Source organism: Chryseobacterium sp. GTID13, from assembly GCF_056172655.1.
The window spans coordinates 1,617,108-1,635,099 of the sequence record NZ_JAOCMB010000005.1; the positions used below are offsets into that span (position 1 = coordinate 1,617,108).

At 37.0% G+C, this 17,992-nt stretch carries 12 protein-coding genes and 3 pseudogenes; 7 read left to right on the plus strand and 8 right to left on the minus strand.

Features of this window, described 5'->3' with window-relative positions:
• Positions 1-37 precede the first annotated feature (37 nt).
• Positions 38-583 (minus strand): helix-turn-helix transcriptional regulator, encoded by a 546-nt coding sequence (locus N4G44_RS14000; RefSeq protein WP_474927778.1) that lies wholly within the window; start codon positions 581-583, stop codon positions 38-40.
• A gap of 1,111 nt (positions 584-1,694) precedes the next feature.
• On the opposite strand from N4G44_RS14000, the gene N4G44_RS14005 reads away from it, so the two are divergent.
• The gene (locus N4G44_RS14005) at positions 1,695-3,281 is read left to right on the plus strand and encodes a serine hydrolase (protein WP_474927780.1); all 1,587 of its coding nucleotides are present in this window, start codon (positions 1,695-1,697) and stop codon (positions 3,279-3,281) included.
• A gap of 116 nt (positions 3,282-3,397) precedes the next feature.
• On the opposite strand, the pseudogene mnmE reads toward N4G44_RS14005, so the two are convergent.
• The 5 genes and pseudogenes from mnmE to N4G44_RS14030 all read right to left on the minus strand — a co-directional run bounded on the left by mnmE (position 3,398) and on the right by N4G44_RS14030 (position 9,486).
• Positions 3,398-4,782, minus strand: a pseudogene (gene mnmE, locus N4G44_RS14010) (tRNA uridine-5-carboxymethylaminomethyl(34) synthesis GTPase MnmE).
• A 248-nt stretch (positions 4,783-5,030) separates the two neighbouring features.
• Entirely contained in the window at positions 5,031-5,609 is a 579-nt protein-coding gene (locus tag N4G44_RS14015) for an NAD(P)H-dependent oxidoreductase (protein WP_474927781.1), read from the minus strand.
• Positions 5,606-6,628 (minus strand): saccharopine dehydrogenase family protein, encoded by a 1,023-nt coding sequence (locus tag N4G44_RS14020; RefSeq protein ID WP_474927783.1) that lies wholly within the window; start codon positions 6,626-6,628, stop codon positions 5,606-5,608. The genes N4G44_RS14015 and N4G44_RS14020 overlap by 4 nt, the downstream gene beginning before the upstream one ends.
• Positions 6,629-6,722: 94 nt before the next feature.
• Positions 6,723-7,288: pseudogene (locus N4G44_RS14025) on the minus strand (Crp/Fnr family transcriptional regulator).
• Positions 7,289-7,716: 428 nt separating this feature from the next.
• Positions 7,717-9,486: an aminopeptidase P family protein gene (locus N4G44_RS14030; protein ID WP_474927784.1), complete on the minus strand. Its 1,770-nt coding sequence runs from the start codon at positions 9,484-9,486 to the stop codon at positions 7,717-7,719.
• A gap of 279 nt (positions 9,487-9,765) precedes the next feature.
• Between N4G44_RS14030 and N4G44_RS14035 the strand changes: the two genes are divergently transcribed.
• From N4G44_RS14035 to N4G44_RS14055, 5 genes and pseudogenes are all read left to right on the plus strand, one after another.
• Positions 9,766-10,203, plus strand: coding sequence for a DUF6526 family protein (locus N4G44_RS14035; protein WP_474927785.1), 438 nt, complete (start codon positions 9,766-9,768; stop codon positions 10,201-10,203).
• Between the two features lie 200 nt (positions 10,204-10,403).
• Positions 10,404-11,510, plus strand: a complete 1,107-nt coding sequence (locus N4G44_RS14040) for a DNA topoisomerase IB (protein WP_474927786.1) — start codon at positions 10,404-10,406, stop codon at positions 11,508-11,510.
• 363 nt (positions 11,511-11,873) lie between these two features.
• Positions 11,874-13,498: pseudogene (pruA, locus tag N4G44_RS14045) on the plus strand (L-glutamate gamma-semialdehyde dehydrogenase).
• Between the two features lie 301 nt (positions 13,499-13,799).
• Positions 13,800-14,027 carry a cytochrome C551 gene (locus N4G44_RS14050; protein ID WP_474927787.1) on the plus strand — a complete coding sequence of 76 codons (228 nt, stop codon included), beginning with the start codon at positions 13,800-13,802 and terminating at the stop codon, positions 14,025-14,027.
• Positions 14,028-14,213: 186 nt separating this feature from the next.
• On the plus strand, positions 14,214-14,423 hold the full coding sequence (locus tag N4G44_RS14055; protein WP_474927788.1) for a hypothetical protein: 210 nt from the start codon (positions 14,214-14,216) through the stop codon (positions 14,421-14,423).
• A 423-nt stretch (positions 14,424-14,846) separates the two neighbouring features.
• Here N4G44_RS14055 and N4G44_RS14060 read toward each other — a convergent pair whose 3' ends face one another.
• Together N4G44_RS14060 and N4G44_RS14065 are read right to left on the minus strand one after the other, a co-directional pair.
• A complete protein-coding gene (locus N4G44_RS14060; RefSeq protein ID WP_474927789.1) occupies positions 14,847-16,133 on the minus strand; it encodes a hypothetical protein in 1,287 nt (428 codons plus the stop codon).
• Positions 16,073-16,519, minus strand: a complete 447-nt coding sequence (locus tag N4G44_RS14065; RefSeq protein ID WP_474927790.1) for a hypothetical protein — start codon at positions 16,517-16,519, stop codon at positions 16,073-16,075. Before N4G44_RS14065 ends, N4G44_RS14060 begins: the two co-directional genes overlap by 61 nt.
• A 288-nt stretch (positions 16,520-16,807) precedes the next feature.
• On the opposite strand from N4G44_RS14065, the gene N4G44_RS14070 reads away from it, so the two are divergent.
• The gene (locus tag N4G44_RS14070; RefSeq protein ID WP_474927792.1) at positions 16,808-17,968 is read left to right on the plus strand and encodes a thioredoxin family protein; all 1,161 of its coding nucleotides are present in this window, start codon (positions 16,808-16,810) and stop codon (positions 17,966-17,968) included.
• Positions 17,969-17,992: the final 24 nt, after the last annotated feature.

A 17,992-nucleotide genomic window follows, 5' to 3' on the forward strand; every position in this document is an offset into this window, starting at 1 on the left:
GAAAATCGAGGGGTTTCAGAACAACACCAGAAATAAGCTATAATGCTATAAACCAAGCCTTTGAATCCTCATCAGTACTGATATTCAATTTCTTTCTTAGTCTGTATATTTTTCCTTCTACAGACTTGATTGAAGAATTGGTATAGATAGCAATTTGTTTAGCTGTAAAACCCAACTTGAGCATAGCGCACATTTTAAGGTCGGAACCTGTGAGAGGGTTTTCGCTGATCTTTTGAACTTTATCAAAAAGACCAGGAAAAAATACTTCAAATTTTTCAAGAAAGACAGTATCGTTCAATTGGATCGAGTCCACAAGATCTTTTAAAGTTTCTTCAGAAAATACATCCTTATTTAATAGCCTTTTTAACCGGACAACTTCCTGATTCAAATTATCGATCTGCATATTCTTATGCACGTCCCTATTTAAAATAAAATAATAGGTTTTTATTTTTCTGTAAAAAAAGAATGAATTAAGGGCCATGCTTAGCAAAAGAAAGCTGATATTCATCAACAATAATGCATGTCTGAAATTGATGTACTTACTGCCATTATTCACCAATTTAAAACCTGTGCTTGCCGACACATATAGCTGTAAAAGAATAAAGAACAGTATGAATAAAATAAAGAATCTATGCTTTTTCCACGAAAAAAAATTTGTAATGCAGGGATTAAGGAGAAATAAAAAAGAAATACTCCGCTTTCAGCTCCACATAAAGAAGAATAATAAGTGATCACAGAGGTTAGGAGCATAAAGAAAAAGGAAATAAAATATTTATTCAGCCTGATATCTACGGGAATAAAGAGGCAAAGAAAAAATACGCACGAAATAGCAAAAAGCAGAATATTGGTTGGCAGATCTCTTATAAAGATCAGACTATAGATGTCGTGCAATAGAAATATAAGACATAATAGAAAAATATACTGATTCAAAATAATAATAGAATCATTATCGGCTGTGCTCGAGGTATCTTTATCAGTCCCTAAATAAGAAACAGTATTAGATATGAAGTAAATCAAATTTTTCATCCCAAGGTACTTTTAAAGTTTAATAGCAAAGCTTTGTGGATAAATAGCCGTTATCATATCCAACATTATTCATCGGACCTTTACATAAAAACGTGGGCTAAATTCCATTTGCATGTTACGGAAGCCCGACCAAAGGCAGCAACACAAAGCAAAGGAATGCCCACGAGAATTGCAGGCATCTCTACTTTATCTTCCTGGTGTTACTTAAAAAAATTGGTCGTATTTCCGTAACAGGATCTAAAGCGAAACGCTATATCTTTATTGTTTTTTTAATTCAAAAACTTATTTCAAAGTACAAATATAACAATTTGGAATATTTCAACCTCAGTTATAAATTGGGAAGCAAAAATTGCGGAATTAAGCTTTATGATTCTAATTGTATGTTGTAAATTTGTAAATCCACTTAATTAACTGATTTACAGCATTTAATTTACATTACTTCCGATACAGAAACTGAATTGTACTGATTCTTAAGTGCTTATTAAAATCCTGTTGCAGAACGAACAAAACGTTTTTGCATATAAATTTATCAAAACTTCTATTATGACCTGGTATGTCTTAAAGTTGACTATAGGTTCTATTATAAAATTCAATATTAAACTTTTTCCATTAGTGAACAAATTATAAAAAAGTGTAATTTAATAACTTAAAACTAACAAAATTACACCATGGTTAAAACGACCTCATTTTTCCTTATGTTGGTTGCTAACGGTTTAGCACATCCCGAAATTGACGATACCAAATCACTTAACACAGAAAATACAGCGTGGATATTAAATGAATCCGAAGAGAGCAGATTTATATGCAGATACATAAGCTCTCAGCAAAATTCACTCAGAATGATGAGAAGGATGTTATTTTTAATTGCTTTTTTAATTTTGGGGCTAAACAGCTTTGCCTTATCTCAAACCGGCTCTAAATTATCTGATAAGGAAATAGCCATATGGGTAGAAAACTACATGGGTTTTTCAGTAAAATTTGACAATTTTAGTGGTGTTGTTTTGGTTTCCCATAATGGGAAAAAAGTTTTTGCCAAAGCATACGGCATGGCTAATTACGAACTAGAAGTGCCAAATACATTGGATACTAAATTTCGAATTGGCTCAGTGAGTAAAACATTTACTGCTGCTGCCATTACGAAATTATATCAGGAAAATAAAATTGATCTGGATGCTTCCATTTGCAAATACTTAGATGATTGTCCAGCATTTTGGGAAAAGATAACTATAAGGCAACTATTATCACATACCTCGGGGATCGTTAGCTTTACGGGTTTGCCAGAAGCAAAAGGAAATTTCCTTCTATTGGAACATACATCGAAAGAAATTGTCGATCTCTTTAGGACAAAACAATTAGAGTCTGCACCTGGGGAAAAATATAATTACAATAATTCAGGATATTATTTGCTAGGTCTTATCATTGAAAAAGTGTCTGGAAGTCCTCTCGAACAGTATTTGCAGAACAATTTTTTTATTCCTTTGCAACTAAAAAATACCGGGGTCGACAAAAAAGAGACTTTGATTATAAATCGGGCATCTGGTTATCATCAGGTAAATGACAGTTTATTTGTAAACACATTTAATATAAATATGGACAACTCTTTTGCGATTGGTGGGCTTTACTCAACTGCAAATGATTTATTAAAATGGGCAAACGTATTTGATTCCGATGTTTTATTCAAAGATAAAATTAGAAAGGAAATATTAACAAAGGCACCAAATAGTAATTATGGCTTGGGCTGGGATCTCAGTTCGATTGGACAAAACCCACGTTTCTATCACGATGGTGGTGTTACTGACTTCTCAACTTCCTTACAACGAATTGGCAATTTTACAATAATCGCAATAAGCAACAAAGGCAATGATGCAGGAATTAAAGTCGCTTATGACATTGTTGGCAAGCTTTTTACTTATCCTGCGACTTTAAGGGGTATTCAAGATGAAATGTCACATGAGACAAGCGGCGAGCTACTGCAACTTGTCAATAAAGCAAAGCAAAACTTTCCAAGATTCAGGATAAACGAAAAGCTCGTTAATGATGTTGCAGATGACTTGATGAAGCAAGAGAAAACCAAACAGGCAATTGAAATTTATACACTTAATACTCTCCTTTATCCTGAGAGTGAAAATGCATATCTCAAGTTAGGGGAAGTATACTTAAGTATAAAAAATTCAAAAGAAGCAATGAAAAATTTTGACAATTGCTTAAAAATAAATCCCTCTAATGCTAAAGCAAGGGAGTATTTAAGAAGATAATTACTGCATACAACAAAAGATTCATCAGGTACGATTAAATTTTGGAAGTATCACTTGTTTGAAAGAGCTATCTTTCTATATCCCTGAACTACTAGAGTTTATTACTCAAATATAAATTACTTTCCGATACAAAACTTAGAAAAAATATTCCCCAGAACCTCATCATTCGTCACTTCGCCTGAAATTTCACCAAGATGCTCCAGGGCATTTCTTAGTTCATAAGCAAGCAGCTCAGTAGAAATCTGGAAAGAAATGGCTTCTTTCACTTTATGGGTTGCCTCTAAAGATTTACGAAGAGCTTCAAAATGCCTTTGATTGGTAATAACCACATTATTTTCCTGGGACTTTAGCTGTTCAACGTAGGAAGAGAGTTCGTTTTTAAGGTCCTGGATATTTTGGTTTTCCACTGCAGATATCCTGATAAAATCAAAATCCTGTTCAATTTCTTTTCTGAAAATATCTTCTACTGCTTCATATTTTGGAGGAAGCACCTCATCTATTTTTGTAGCGCAGATGATCAGCTTCAGATCGTCTCTCTGCAAAGATTTTATCATTTCAATATCCTCAGAATAATCTTCTGTAGCAGCATCTGCAAGGTAAACCAGAATATTGGCGTTATCTACTTTTTCCTTGGCCTTTCTCACTCCGATAGCCTCAATTTCATCCTGGGTTTCACGAAGCCCGGCTGTATCAATCAGACGGAATGCATGCCCCTTGATATGCAGCACTTCTTCAATCGTATCTCTTGTTGTTCCTGCAATATTGCTGACAATAGCTCTTTCTTCCTTAAGTAAAGCATTTAACAGGGTAGATTTTCCGGCATTCGGTTTCCCGATGATGGCAACCGCAGTTCCGTTTTTGATGGCATTTCCATATTGGAAACTTTCAATAAGAGATTCTAATTTTAACTCAATTTTATCCAGCAATCCTTTAAGAGCCGATCGGTCTGCAAATTCCACATCTTCTTCAGCAAAATCCAACTCGAGTTCGATCAGGAAACGAAATTCAGAAGATCCGTTCTTAAAATTGATATTTCATTGGTAATTCCACCTTTCAATTGATTGATCGCTACTTTTCTTGAGGCTTCATTTTCGGAAGCAATGACGTCCGCAATCGCTTCTGCCTGCGAAAGGTCTATTCTCCCGTTGATGAAGGCACGAAGGGTAAATTCTCCCGCTTTTGCCATTCTAGCCCCATTTTTGGTCAGCGTTTCCAGAATACGTTTTCCGATATGCGGTGAACCGTGAAAAGCTATTTCCACAGAATTTTCTGTCGTAAAGCTTTTCGGAGCCAGAAAAATAGAAAGCATGACTTCATCAATAGCTTCTTCACCATCCATAAAATAACCGTAGTGAATGGTATGAGACTTTTGCTTTTCCAGTTTTTTGGAAGGAAAACTTCTCTGAACAACCGGTAAAGCATCGTTCCCTGAAACTCTGATAATTCCTAAAGCTCCTACTCCATTGGCCGTAGCCAGTGCGCAAATCGTATCGTTATTCATGGTGCAAATTTACGCTTTTTCATACTAATTTCTGAAGGAGTCTTTTATACACATTGTCTATGCTTCCGATTGAAGGTTTTCGATGCGTAAAAATTTAAAATAATAAAGGATAAACAATGAAGCAATCTCAATGAATAACTATTTTAAAGTTGATTAAATTTTTTCTTAAAAACAATCTGTGTCATTCGTGAAATCTGTGGGATTTTAAATAAAGGTTGCTTCATCACTTTATCCTCAGAAATTGAAGTCTATTTTTGCTTCCTTCCTAATTCTTCTGCTTTTTGAAGCCACTTCGAGCGCTGAATTTCTGTAGAACCTCTTATGATACCCACATAAGTAATCTTTACCGGTTTTACCCCGCAGAATTCCAGAGTTGATTTTTTCAGCTGATTAATACTAGGCCTTCCGTAAAAAAGCCGGTAATACCATCCCGGCTGATCAAGGGTTGTGATGATATGAGCTGTTTTACCTTTCAGCAGCTTATCCCACCAAACCGAATTTTCCCTGTAACGGTAAGCAAATCCAGGAAGAAAAAGCCTGTCGATAAACCCTTTCATCAGCGCAGGCATCCCTCCCCACCAGACCGGATGAATCCATACCAGGTGATCTGCCCATTGTATCGTTTCCCATGCATTCAACAGGTCGGGTTCCAGCTCCATTCTTTTCTGGTATCCGAAGTGCAGAATAGGGTCAAAATTCAGTTCAGCTATTATAATTTCTCTGACTTCTGCTCCTGATTTTTCAGCTCCTTTTCTGTAGGCATCCGCAATTCCGAAATTGAAGGAACTTTTATTGGGATGCCCGTTGATAACGGCTATTTTTTTCATCGTGATGATTTTATATTAATGGTTTCATAAGCCTTAAGCTTTTCCAGAAGAGAAGAAGGCTGATGCAGCTGATGACTGAAATATACCTTATTCTCATGGGGCTTTTTCAAGAGTTCTTCCGTATGAAGTACCGCAGAAAGGGCCGTGAGTTCAGCCTGACCTCTTGCACTTTGTAAACTTAACTTTTCATTGCCACTTTTAGTTTTAATGATAATCTCAAATACACTTTGGTCACCGTTCCCACTTGATCCGAAAATCATTCTTCGTTCTTTCAGAGACAGGATATTAAAAAGCCTGATTTTTTGAAATGCACCCAAAAGCCATGTTATAAATTTTGAATTGTACGTCATCTTAACGCTCACATTGGGAATTTTTTCAATCTGATTAAGGATATATAAATCCGGCACATCAAAATTATAAGCTTCCCTTTTCCCGATCCCGAAAGAAAAATCAAAATCCTCCGAATCTAAAAAATGTTTTATAGGAACCGACCGGTTATTTTCATATCTGATGAAAGGCTTCGCCACATTTTCAGCCATAAAGTGAGCCGAACTCTCTCCCGCAAGATCTTTTACAGAATAATACACAAAAAGTTTTACCTCCTGAATATCCTGCATATTGCCAGCCAGCGTTTTTACCAGACCATTGACGATACCTCCCATCCATCCGGAACTGAATACAATCCTGCTCCTGATGGTTTTATTTTTTGCAATGGCATAGGCTTTTACAAGATCGGGAGTTGGTTTTGTGATATCCAGATAATCTATGTTATTTTCTATAACGAAACGAAGAATATGGTCTTCTTTATCATTCACGGAAAGAATAACCAGATCAATTTCCTTTTCCTTAATTACTTGAAAAGTACCCGGATCGTTTACATTGATTTTAAGATGATTACCTGTCCCTCCTTTTCTTCCGCCAATAAAAATATTGACATCCGGGTTTCTTGATTTCAGAATGCGAATGATTGTTTTCCCTACAAGGCCGTTCCCTCCAACGACCAGAATATTGTGCTCCATATATTTTTTACAAAATTATAGAGCCCCATTACGGTAGTGTAGGACAAATGTCTAAAACGGAGATCTCAGATATGTTTTTTTACCTCTCGATGAGTTATATGATAATTTCTTTCCTGATTCTGCTCAGGTGTCTTTGGGTAATTCCTAAATAGGAAGCTAAGTATTGCAGCGGAATTTTCTGAACATAGTCAGGCTGATGGCCAAGCAAAGCCTCATACCGCTGTGCTGCGCTGTCTCTCTGGAGCTGAAAAAATCTTTTTCAAGTTCTAGATATTCCTGTTCTGCAATTATTTTTAAAAACTTGGTCCAGTTTAGATCATCTTTTACCAGACTATCCACAACATCCTTTTTTAAAACCATCAGATCGGCATCGGTTATGGCCTGCATATTTTCTCTGCTTGGGCAATCTGAAATAAAAGAAGAATAACCCGCCATAAGCTGATCGGGAAACCTGAAACAATAGGTCATATCCTTTCCCGTATCTGAAATATAATAGGAACGAAAAATCCCGGATACAATAAATGCTATTTCACGGCATTTGTCACCTTCCTGCACAAAAAAATCATTTTTATATACTTTTCTGGCTTCAAAAAGCTGTAGGAAATCCCGGATCTCATTTTCTGAGAATATATTAAAACTTCGGAAATAGTTTTCTATCATATTTCAAATTATACTGGAATTCTGAATATTTCAGCGAAAATAAACAAATACAAAGTTCATTGCAAACATTGGGGATCTGTATTTAAGTAAAACTAAAATATAATCAGATTATTATTTGAATGATTCGTTGAAAAAATAAAACCACTTCAGAACGAAATGGTTTTACCTGCTTTGAATTTACTAAGTATATGAAGATATGAATGATGTTTTGTTGATACAAAGATATAAGGTGCCGTACAATCTGCTGTCAGGGGAATCCCTACAATTATTTCCGTAAAAATACGGTTGCATTTACAAAAAAAGCCCTGCAGATTTCTCTGCAGGGCTTCAAAAATTTATCTAACAATTATAATGTTCAATTTTGAGTTTAAATTCAATATTCATGTCCAGGCAATTATTATAGCCTGACCATTACTTACATTACATTTTTAAAGCGGACTTACCAGTTCAAGGAACCAAGCTTTAACATCTCCTTCAAGGTACGGTCCTATTTTTTCTTCACAGGTTCTATGATAGTCGTTCAGCCATGCAATTTCTTTTTCAGAAAGGATGTCTTTCACAATTGTATCTTTAAAGAACGGGCAGAAAGTAAGGGTTTCAAACTCGTAGAAGGTTCCGTGGATTGTTTTTTCGGCTTCTTTTACAGCGATTAGATTTTCATGACGGATTCCGTATTCCCCTTCCAGATAATACCCCGGTTCATTGGAGCATACCATTCCCGGAAGAAGATCCTGCGGGTTAATATCTTTTCTGATGTTCTGAGGTCCTTCATGAACATTCATAAAGCTTCCCACTCCATGACCTGTTCCGTGGTTGAAGTCTTTCCCTTCCATCCATAAAGGAAGTCTTGCAATAGCATCAAGATGAACTCCTTTTGTGCCTTTCGGGAATTTCACCATCGATAAACGGATCAGACCCTGAAGCACCAGTGTAGAATTCCTTTTGAAGTCTTCAGAAGCTGCTCCTAAGGCCAAAGTTCTTGTAATATCGGTAGTTCCTTCAAGGTATTGTCCTCCTGAATCCACCAGAATGGTAGCCTCATTGGTCACCTCTTTGCTTCCCTCACTTTTGGCAGAGTAATGCATAATAGCACCGTTATCTTTGTATCCTACAATGCTTCCGAAGCTTTCTCCCACGAAGTTTTCCCCTTCTGCACGGAAGCCTCTCAGCTTTTCCCCGATGGCGTATTCATTCATTCTTTCTTTTCCTGCATTGTGAGTCAGCCAGTAAAGGAATTTAACCATAGCGACACCGTCTCTTACCATTACGGTTCTGAAGCCTTCCAGCTCAGCTTCATTTTTCTGGGCTTTCATCAGGTTGCCGGGAACCGGAGCTTTTGTAAACTGATTGTTTTCTTTCAGGGTTTCGAAAATCATCTGGTTACTGTTGGGAGAAACCAAAATATTTTCATTTCTGAACGTTTTCAGATAATTGTAAAACTCTTCGTAAGGCATCATTTTCACAAAGGAATCATCCATCTGTTTTCTTGCCTCCACTTCCAGTTTTTCAAGATCGGTGAAAAGCACTGCATCATTTTTGGTAATGACTACATATCCTAAAAACACCGGGTTGCTTTGTACATCACTTCCTCTTAAATTCAGGGTCCATGCTACATCATCAAGGCTTGATACAATATGAACGGTAGTTCCCAGGTCTTCCATTTTCTGACGGATCGCTGCCAGCTTATCGGTAACAGATTTTCCGGCTCTTTCTACAGGATGTACAAAAATTGGATTTTTTGAAGGGGTTCCGCGGTCTTTCCAGATCTCTTTTAAGAGCGGAAGATCAACCAGGGTTATGTTTTTTGACTGCAATTTCTGTGAAAGCAATTCCCAATTGGCATTTGAAGTGGCAACAGCATTAACGGCTACTTTTCCTCCGGCAGGAATTTCGGAAATAATCCAGTCTATATAATTGGGAGTTCCTTCCATGCCGTCTTTGAAAAGATCGATTCCTGAACCTTCCAGTTCAAGAGCTGCCTGGGTAAAATACCTTCCATCTGTCCAGAGTCCTGCTTTATCCTTTGTAATTACCACAAAACCTGCAGAACCTAAAAATCCCGACAGCCAGGCTCTTTCCTGCCATTCTTCAGGCAAATACTCGCTCATATGCGGATCTGCAGAATATATTATAAATGCATCAACATTATTTTTCTGCATTTCTTCACGAAGCGCAGCCACTTTTTCCTTTGAAGTCATTCTTTCTTTTTTTAAACACCGAAAGTTACAAAAAATTGAGGTTCAGAAGTGAAATCCGAAGCGTATTTTCGTTAATAATCTGTTATTTTTTCTTCACAAACAGTTTCACACAAGCAAATTTCCCAATTGCTAAGATGGAGTTTGAATAAGTTCTTTGAACTTTACGATTTAATTAAAATAATCTGCATTATCAATTTCAATAACGATTTACATACCACAAAAACAATATTATCATTAAACATATAAAGTTTTGGAAAGATTATTGCTACTATTCACCGTATGAGAGAGCAGAATTACAAAAACCACAGAAAGTTTTATCCGCCGCATCATTTCATTTATCTTCCGCTGCTAATCCTGCTGGAAATTTATGGAGTTTACAAGATCTGGGATGATATGGAAAACCGGCTGGTCTGGATACTATTTTCTATCGTCATATTTCTGCTTTTCTATCTGGCTTTTATGACGCGACAGCATTATGCCCTTGGACTTCAAAACCGCATGGTAGTACTTGAATTTAAACAGCGGTATTTTGAAATTTTCGGACAAAGGTCTGATGAAGTTGCCGATAAATTGAAATTTGACCAGATCGCAGCATTGAGATTTGCCTATGATGATGAATTCAAAGAGCTTTTGTACAAAGCACTTCACGAAAACATCTCCGGCGATGAGATAAAGCGCTCCATCAAAAACTGGAGAGCCGACCACCAAAGAATCTAATATAACACCAAAATATTTATATCATGAAAAAGTTGACTTTATACAGTATGACCCTGTTCACGTTGTTAACATTAACAAGCTGTGAAGCAATAGAAACCATTTTCAAGGCTGGAATGTGGTGGGGAATTCTCCTAGTCGTTGCAGTTGTAGTAATCCTTTTTCTGATCTTTTCGAGGGGTAAGAACTCTTAACCATTTTTTATGGAGAAGAATACTGACCTGGAAATTATTTCCCACTTAAAGCCTTCAAAAATTGTAAAGATCATGAAGGATCCCGAAGCCTCCGCAAAGGCGGTACATCTTATTTATACCACCGATGCGGAAACTGCGGGGATTACCCGTAAGAAAACCGGAAAGAAGTATTCTTATTACAGGGAAGGCGAGAAAATTAAGGATAAGGATGAAATCAGCCGCATCAACAAGCTGGTTATTCCTCCTGCATGGGAAAACGTATGGATCTGCGCCCTGGAAAACGGCCATCTTCAGGCCACAGGGTTTGATGCAAAACGCCGGAAACAATACCGCTATCATCCTTTGTGGAGCGCTTTAAGAAACCACACCAAATTTTACAGAATGCTTCAGTTCGGGTATGCTTTGCCCAATATACGGCTTCAAGTAGAGCAGGATCTGGCTCTGAGGAATTTTGAGAAAAGAAAAATACTGGCATTAATCGTAAGTTTAATGCAGCATACCAACATCCGCATCGGCAACAATGCATATGAAAAGCTGTATGGTTCTTTCGGACTTACAACTTTAAAAGATAAGCATGTAAAAATCAAAGGTCAGAAGATCACCTTTTCATTTAAAGGCAAGAAAGGGATTATGCATACTATTGACCTTCGAAGCAGAAGACTATCGAGGCTCGTGCAGAAGTGCAAGGATATTCCCGGAAAAGAGCTTTTCCAGTATTTTGATGATGAAGGAAACCGTCATTCCGTAGATTCAGGGATGGTGAATGAATACATTAAAGAGATAAGCGGTGAAGATTTTACCGCAAAAGATTTCAGAACATGGTCGGGAACGGTAAGTGCCCTGATCGCTTTTAAAGAAATCGGTTATGCTGAAAATAACAGCCAGTATAAAAAGAAGGTAAAAGAAGCCCTGGAAATTGTTGCGCAACACCTTGGAAATACCAGTACGGTCTGCAGGAAATATTATGTACATCCGCTGGTCATTAATCTATACGAAAACAATACGATCAAAAAATACCTTGATGAGCTGGAACAGATCGAGGAAAACGATGGAAAGGCCGGCCTTACCCATGAAGAAAAACTGGTACTGAAAATCCTGGAGAACGAAAAGATGTAGCGACAATATAAAACGAAAATAGGGTAACAATTTTTCTATTTTGATTGCTTTTTGAATTACCAATTCTTAGCTTTTTCGAAGATATTGAGGATCAGCTTATCCCATTTCTCCCTTCCTTTAATGGTAGAACACTATTTGTTCTTTTTCAACTGATTATTTTAAAGCAGCTTTTTTGCGAATTTTATAAAGTCTGATGAAAAATTAGCCAGATATAGTATAGAATATAATCAAAGTCCTGTTTTTTTAAATATTAATAAGTAATGCTCTTCACTTGATAGGGATGAGCAGTTTTTTTCTTTGCGTTAATTATTGTAAATTTGTATACCAACATATTGATTAATTTTTAAAATAATACAACATAATATGTCAAAAGCAATTTCGCAAGTACCATTTGCAGTAAACGAACCGGTAAATTCTTATGTACCGGGTTCTCCAGAAGTTAAAAGCCTGATCGCTACTTACAAAAAGATGTGGGCTGAGAAGATGGAAATTCCAATGATCATTAATGGAAAGGAAGTGAAAACTGCTGAAAAAGTTCAGCTTCAGTCTCCTCAGGATCATGCTCATGATTTCGGGTTTTACTATAAAGGTACTATGCAGCATGTAGATGACGCTATCAATGCGGCACTGGCAGCTAAAAAGAATGGAACGAGCTTGGCTGGGAACAGCGTGCAGCTATCTTCCTAAAGGCGGCTGATCTTTTGGCAGGGCCTTACAGAGATGTGATCAACGCAGCAACGATGATCGGTCAATCTAAAAATGTTCACCAGGCTGAAATTGATTCTGCCTGTGAATTCATAGATTTCCTGAGATTCAACGTAGAATTCATGACTGAAATGTATTCTGAGCAGCCGGTTTCTGACGCCGGAATCTGGAACCGTGTGGAGTACAGACCATTGGAAGGTTTCTGTTTTGCAGTAACTCCGTTCAACTTTACAGCGATTTCCGGAAACTTACCAACTTGTATGGCCATGCTTGGGAACGTTGTGGTTTGGAAGCCTTCTGATAAGCAGGTTTATTCTGCCAAAGTAATCATGGATGTATTAACTGAAGCGGGTCTTCCTGCCGGGGTTATCAACATGATCTTTACAGACGGAAAAGAAACTGCTGAAAAAGTATTGGCACATCCTGATTTTGCAGGTCTTCACTTCACAGGTTCTACGAAAGTATTCCAGGGAATGTGGAAAATGATCGGTGATAATATCCATAACTACAGAACTTATCCAAGAATTGTCGGGGAAACAGGCGGAAAAGACTTCGTTATTGCTCACCCTTCTTCTAATGTAGAAGCTGTAGCTACTGCTTTGGTAAGAGGTGCCTTTGAATACCAGGGACAGAAATGTTCAGCAGCGTCAAGAGCTTATATTCCTAAGTCTCTTTGGGCTGATGTGAAAAAGGTAATGGAAACCCAGATGAATTCTATTAAAATAGGTTCTCCTGAAGATCCGTCTAACTTTGTGAATGCAGTAATTGATAAAAACTCTTTTGAGAAATGCAGAGGATATATCGACAGAGCCAATGCTTCCGGTGAAGCTGAAGTTGCAATCGGTGGGAAATATGATGATTCTAAAGGATGGTTCGTACACCCAACCGTAATTGAAACAACTAATCCTCATTATGAAAGCATGGTTGAAGAGATATTCGGCCCTATCCTGTCTGTATACGTTTATGAAGATCAGGATTGGAAAGAAACTTTAAAATTGGTAGACTCCACTTCTCCATATTCATTAACGGGTTCTGTTTTTGCACAAGACCGTTATGCAATCAACGAGGCTTTCAAAGCTCTTGAAAATGCTTCCGGTAACTTCTACATCAATGACAAGCCAACAGGAGCAGTAGTAGGCCAGCAGCCATTCGGAGGAGGCAGAGCTTCCGGTACGAATGATAAAGCAGGTTCCAAAATGAACTTGTTAAGATGGACGTCTGTAAGAAGTATCAAGGAAACTTTCGTTTCTCCAAAAGATTACAAATACCCGTATCTAGGATAATAATCTTGCTCATGATGAGTAATCGGTAATGCGCAATGAGTAATTATAAAATCCCCGAAAACATAGTTTTCGGGGATTTTTTCTGGTGTAGAGTTGACGATGTTGAAAAGAACAATATCGATTTTATTTTTCAAAACCCGAAACAAGGAAACCCGAAACCCAAAACTTGCAACCCGGTTACCTGCAATCTGCCACCTGATCTCCTAACACCTTTTAACAAACTTTATCTATGTTTTAATACTTTTGAATATTACTTAGGAATAATTATTGAACTTTAATAAATACACCAAAATAAAGTATTATGAAAAAGTTTTTGATAGCAGCCATAGGTTTAGGAATCATAGTTGTGAGCTGCGGAACCAAGGAATCTTCCATGTCATCCAGTACTACCGATTCAACGGCAGTAGATACTACCAGAACCGCGACACCGAACAGAACCGTAACTCCAACAGACTCTGTGAAGGTGACCAACCCTGATACGATCAAGATGAAAGTGGATTCAATGGCAACCACACCTCCGGCAAAATAGATACAATAAGTTTAATCTAAAAATGGAAAATCCACAGATGAAAGCTCTGCGGATTTTTTTATTGTATTAACAATTCAATTTAGATATTGAATAGAACAAGAATTTTATCAGAATATATACTATACATCTATAAAAAGAGCTTAATATTTTTTATATTTGATTACATAAACATCAAAATTAATTATTATGAAAAAATTATGGATAGGGGCTGTTCTGGGAGTTTTGTTTTTAGGAAGCTGTGCCCAGAATAAAGAAAAAAGAGAAGAATTCAAGGATGAACACAATAAGGATTCCCTGAGGAATAAAATGGGAGATTCAGCAGTAGCCAATTCCGAGCCAGCCGCAACAGTTCAGGATTCTTCTAAAATAAAAGCCGATACTTTAAAAGCAAAATAAAAAGCAAATCCGCAGCAGAGCTGCGGATTTGCACTTAAAAAACTTGACTGAAAAAAACCGGGCAATCAACCCCGATTGTACTATACTATTGCATCAGGAAATATTAATCCTGATCACAAATTTTTCATGATCCTTCGGAGTAAAGTCGCAATCGGCACTGCTGCATTGATCATTATCTTTCCAAAAGGCAGTATTGGAAAAAGCATATGCCGATACGACCCCTTCATCATTAACTAAATAAAAATTTTCATGGTTTGCATAAAATAACTGCAGTATTTTATACGGTTAGTGATTTGCATTTAAATGTGAACGCTGTTCTGCTTTACAGAAATCAAAGATTAAAAGAGTGACACATGCAGTATGCCTGTTACTGTAAAGCTGCCGCAAAGATATAGATGTGAAGGTCTTACGTAAAACAATAGGTTAGCCATTTTCATGAAAATGAAAAGACAGAATGCTAAAAAAGAGGCTGTTTTTAATTGTTTTCGTGAAAATGAGTACTTTTATCTGACTGGTTTCCAGAGTCGAGATATTTAATATAGGCTGAAGGGAAAAATCAGTCACCGCCTTAAATACGGAAGCAAATTTGCTGTGCGAGGAAAAACCGCATTCATCAGCCAGAATACTTATTTTATACTGCCTGTATTTATCATCATTGATAAGTTTATCTACAATATAATTAATCCTTAAACGGTTAACGTAGGTTTTTACATCCGAGCTTTTATGCCGGTTAATGACGTAAGACAGATATTTTGTATTGGTGTTAAGTTCTGCAGCCAGGAACGATAAAGACATATTTTTATTGTTATACAGCTCTCCCTTCTCAAACTCTTCGAGAAGTTCCAGAAGCTTCGACTCTGTTTCGGAGGTCATCAGGGATTCACCTTTTCTTTTGTCGTCCTCTCCTGCCCTGTCATCCACCTCTTCAACAGAGATATTTGAGAAATCAGGAATTTCTGTTTTTAAAGGAAGCGATTGACTGCGGGAACCGATCATCTGCAGCTGGGTTCTTATAATATTTCTGAATTTGGCCCGTTGTTTCTTCTGCTTTTTTCTAAAGAAAACAAGGATGGCAACTAAGGCTGCAAGCAGTACAACAATTGCTGTATTTTTAACAATGCTGATCCGGGCACTTTTTTTATTTGGCTTTACTGCTGTTTCAGGACTTTTAAGAACAAACTCGCGGTTTCTTGCTGTAAGACTGTCATAGGCCCTTACATATTTTACAGCATACAGGGAAGCTTTAAAATTATCCCCGGTTCCCTCATAAAAATCATTGATGTTGGAATATACTGCTTTTTTCAGCTTGAGACTCCTCGAACTGTCGGCTATACTTTCAGCTTTTCTGAGGTAGAATTCAGCATCTTTCCAGTTTTTCTGTTTCAGACGGATTCCACCCAGCCCGTTATAGACCAGGCCCAGAACACAGCATTGGGTTGTAAGCAGAGATTCTGCTTTCCGGTAATGATTTTCGGAAGCCGTGTAATCTTTAAGCTTAAGATATATATCGCCAAGAATCTGGTAAGAGGCGGCCACTGCCCGTTTATTATCCTGATCATCTTTTCCAAAGAAACCCAATGACTGTTCAATATACTTTACCGCTTCAGGGTAGCTGCTCTGCTCAATTTCATAATAAGCCATTTCCTGACTCAGCAGTCCCAGTATTTCTCCTTTTTCCTGAATATCACTAATTCGTTTTGCTGCTTCCATACTCTGCAGCGTATATTTTTTGATCTTTCAAAAAGACCTACCAGCCGGTATTCTTTGGCTAAAAAACCATTGACACGCGACTGCCATTCTGCATCATCAATCTGGTTGAGCAGGGAGTGGGCATTTTCTCCATAACATAGAGATTTTTTGAATTCACCTGCCGAATGATACAGTTCTGCAGAAAGTAAAAGGCTCTTCACTTTATCCAGAGGCTTTTGTGCCTTCATATATAATGAATCTGCTGTTTTCAGGGCCTGGGGAATATCTTTTGGGTCTACCTGAACGGATGTTCTTTCACAGATCTGGTCAAAATTATATTTTTTCTGGGCCAGAAGTGGCACAGCAGTAATGAACAAAAACAAAAGTTTTAGTAGACTTCTAGACATAAAAAAGTAAATTATTATTTTTATTTTATAATAATTCATCATTCTCATGGGTTGTCTTTTTGTTTTTACAAAGCTACTAATATTTTATATTTTATTAAAACATTCTTTTATTATTTAATTTTTTTAACTAAAAAAACAAATTTCATTTATTTTAATAACATATCCATAAAGTGGTTTTATCTTAAATATATTTATTACATATTAAAATAAAATATCCGTAACTATTTTCTTTCCATGCCGACTTATTGTTAACATAATTATTACATTTGTAATCAATAAAAAGTTTTTATGAAAAAATTAGCAATATTCTCTTCCTTATTTATAGCAACTCTGGCATTGGCACAGGGAATTAAATTTGAAGACAGTAATTTCTCAGCGATATTGGCAAAAGCCAAAAAGGAGAATAAACTTGTATTCGTAGATGCATATGCATCATGGTGCGGTCCTTGTAAACTGATGGTGAAAAATATTTTTCCGCTTCAGACCGTTGGAGATTTTTACAATTCCCATTTCATCAATGCAAAAATAGATATGGAAAAAGGAGAAGGAATTGGTCTTGCCAAAAAATACAATGTAAAAGCATTTCCAACCTATCTTTTCATTAATGGTGACGGAGAAGAAGTGCACAGAACATTAGGTTATGTAGAGGAAAAAGATTTTATCCAGTTTGCCAAAGATGCTGAAGATCCAAGTAAAAGACTTACCGCATTGAAGCAAAAATTTGAAAACGGAGAAAAGGATCCTGAATTTCTGAAGAACCTTGCAGGCCTTACCATTTACAACGATTCCGAATTTGCAGGTAAAGTACTTGACCGTTATTTCCAGCAAAAGACCGTAATGGACCAGGAAGATATACAAATGCTGCTTTCAGGAATACAAAGCACGGAAAGTCCGTTATACAAGACCTTCCAGTCAAGAAAAGCCGATATCATCAAAATTCTGCCGGAAGACCGATATGCAAAGGTAGACAAGAGTATACAACTGAATACTGTTCTTAAGAAGTCTTATAATGCAGATACCAAATCATGGAACGACAGCTACTTCCTTACAGAGTCACAAAAATTCATGTCTAAAGACGAAGCTGAAAAAACACTGAAAAGAGCAAAAGCAAACAGAGCTTTAAAGAATAAAGATATCCCAACTTATGAGAAACTGACGCTGGAGCTGTATAAAGATTATTCCGCAGCAAGTTCAGAAGAACTAAATTCCCTGGCGTGGAACTTTTTTGAAAACGTAAGCAATAAAGCTTCCCTGGAAAAAGCAGTAAGCTGGGCCCAGGAATCTGTAAAGAAAGATGAAAACTATGCGAATACAGATACATTAGCCAATCTTTACAACAAAATAGGCGATAAAAAGAATGCCAAGATCTGGGCTGAAAAATCTGTTCAGCTGGCTAAAAGTACTGGTCAGGATTCTACGGATACTGAGAAATTGTTGAAGAGTCTTTAATACAAAAAAGAATCGCCAGTAAAA

What these genes read in the sequence shown, in the direction of transcription:
- N4G44_RS14005 (WP_474927780.1), top strand. Translation starts at nt 1,695, where the DNA reads ATGGTTAAAACGACCTCATTTTTCCTTATGTTGGTTGCTAACGGTTTA.
- N4G44_RS14015 (WP_474927781.1), bottom strand. Translation starts at nt 5,609, where the DNA reads ATGAAAAAAATAGCCGTTATCAACGGGCATCCCAATAAAAGTTCCTTC.
- N4G44_RS14020 (WP_474927783.1), bottom strand. Translation starts at nt 6,628, where the DNA reads ATGGAGCACAATATTCTGGTCGTTGGAGGGAACGGCCTTGTAGGGAAA.
- N4G44_RS14030 (WP_474927784.1), bottom strand. Translation starts at nt 9,486, where the DNA reads ATGACTTCAAAGGAAAAAGTGGCTGCGCTTCGTGAAGAAATGCAGAAA.
- N4G44_RS14035 (WP_474927785.1), top strand. Translation starts at nt 9,766, where the DNA reads ATGAGAGAGCAGAATTACAAAAACCACAGAAAGTTTTATCCGCCGCAT.
- N4G44_RS14040 (WP_474927786.1), top strand. Translation starts at nt 10,404, where the DNA reads ATGGAGAAGAATACTGACCTGGAAATTATTTCCCACTTAAAGCCTTCA.
- N4G44_RS14050 (WP_474927787.1), top strand. Translation starts at nt 13,800, where the DNA reads ATGAAAAAGTTTTTGATAGCAGCCATAGGTTTAGGAATCATAGTTGTG.
- N4G44_RS14055 (WP_474927788.1), top strand. Translation starts at nt 14,214, where the DNA reads ATGAAAAAATTATGGATAGGGGCTGTTCTGGGAGTTTTGTTTTTAGGA.
- N4G44_RS14060 (WP_474927789.1), bottom strand. Translation starts at nt 16,133, where the DNA reads ATGGAAGCAGCAAAACGAATTAGTGATATTCAGGAAAAAGGAGAAATA.
- N4G44_RS14065 (WP_474927790.1), bottom strand. Translation starts at nt 16,519, where the DNA reads ATGTCTAGAAGTCTACTAAAACTTTTGTTTTTGTTCATTACTGCTGTG.
- N4G44_RS14070 (WP_474927792.1), top strand. Translation starts at nt 16,808, where the DNA reads ATGAAAAAATTAGCAATATTCTCTTCCTTATTTATAGCAACTCTGGCA.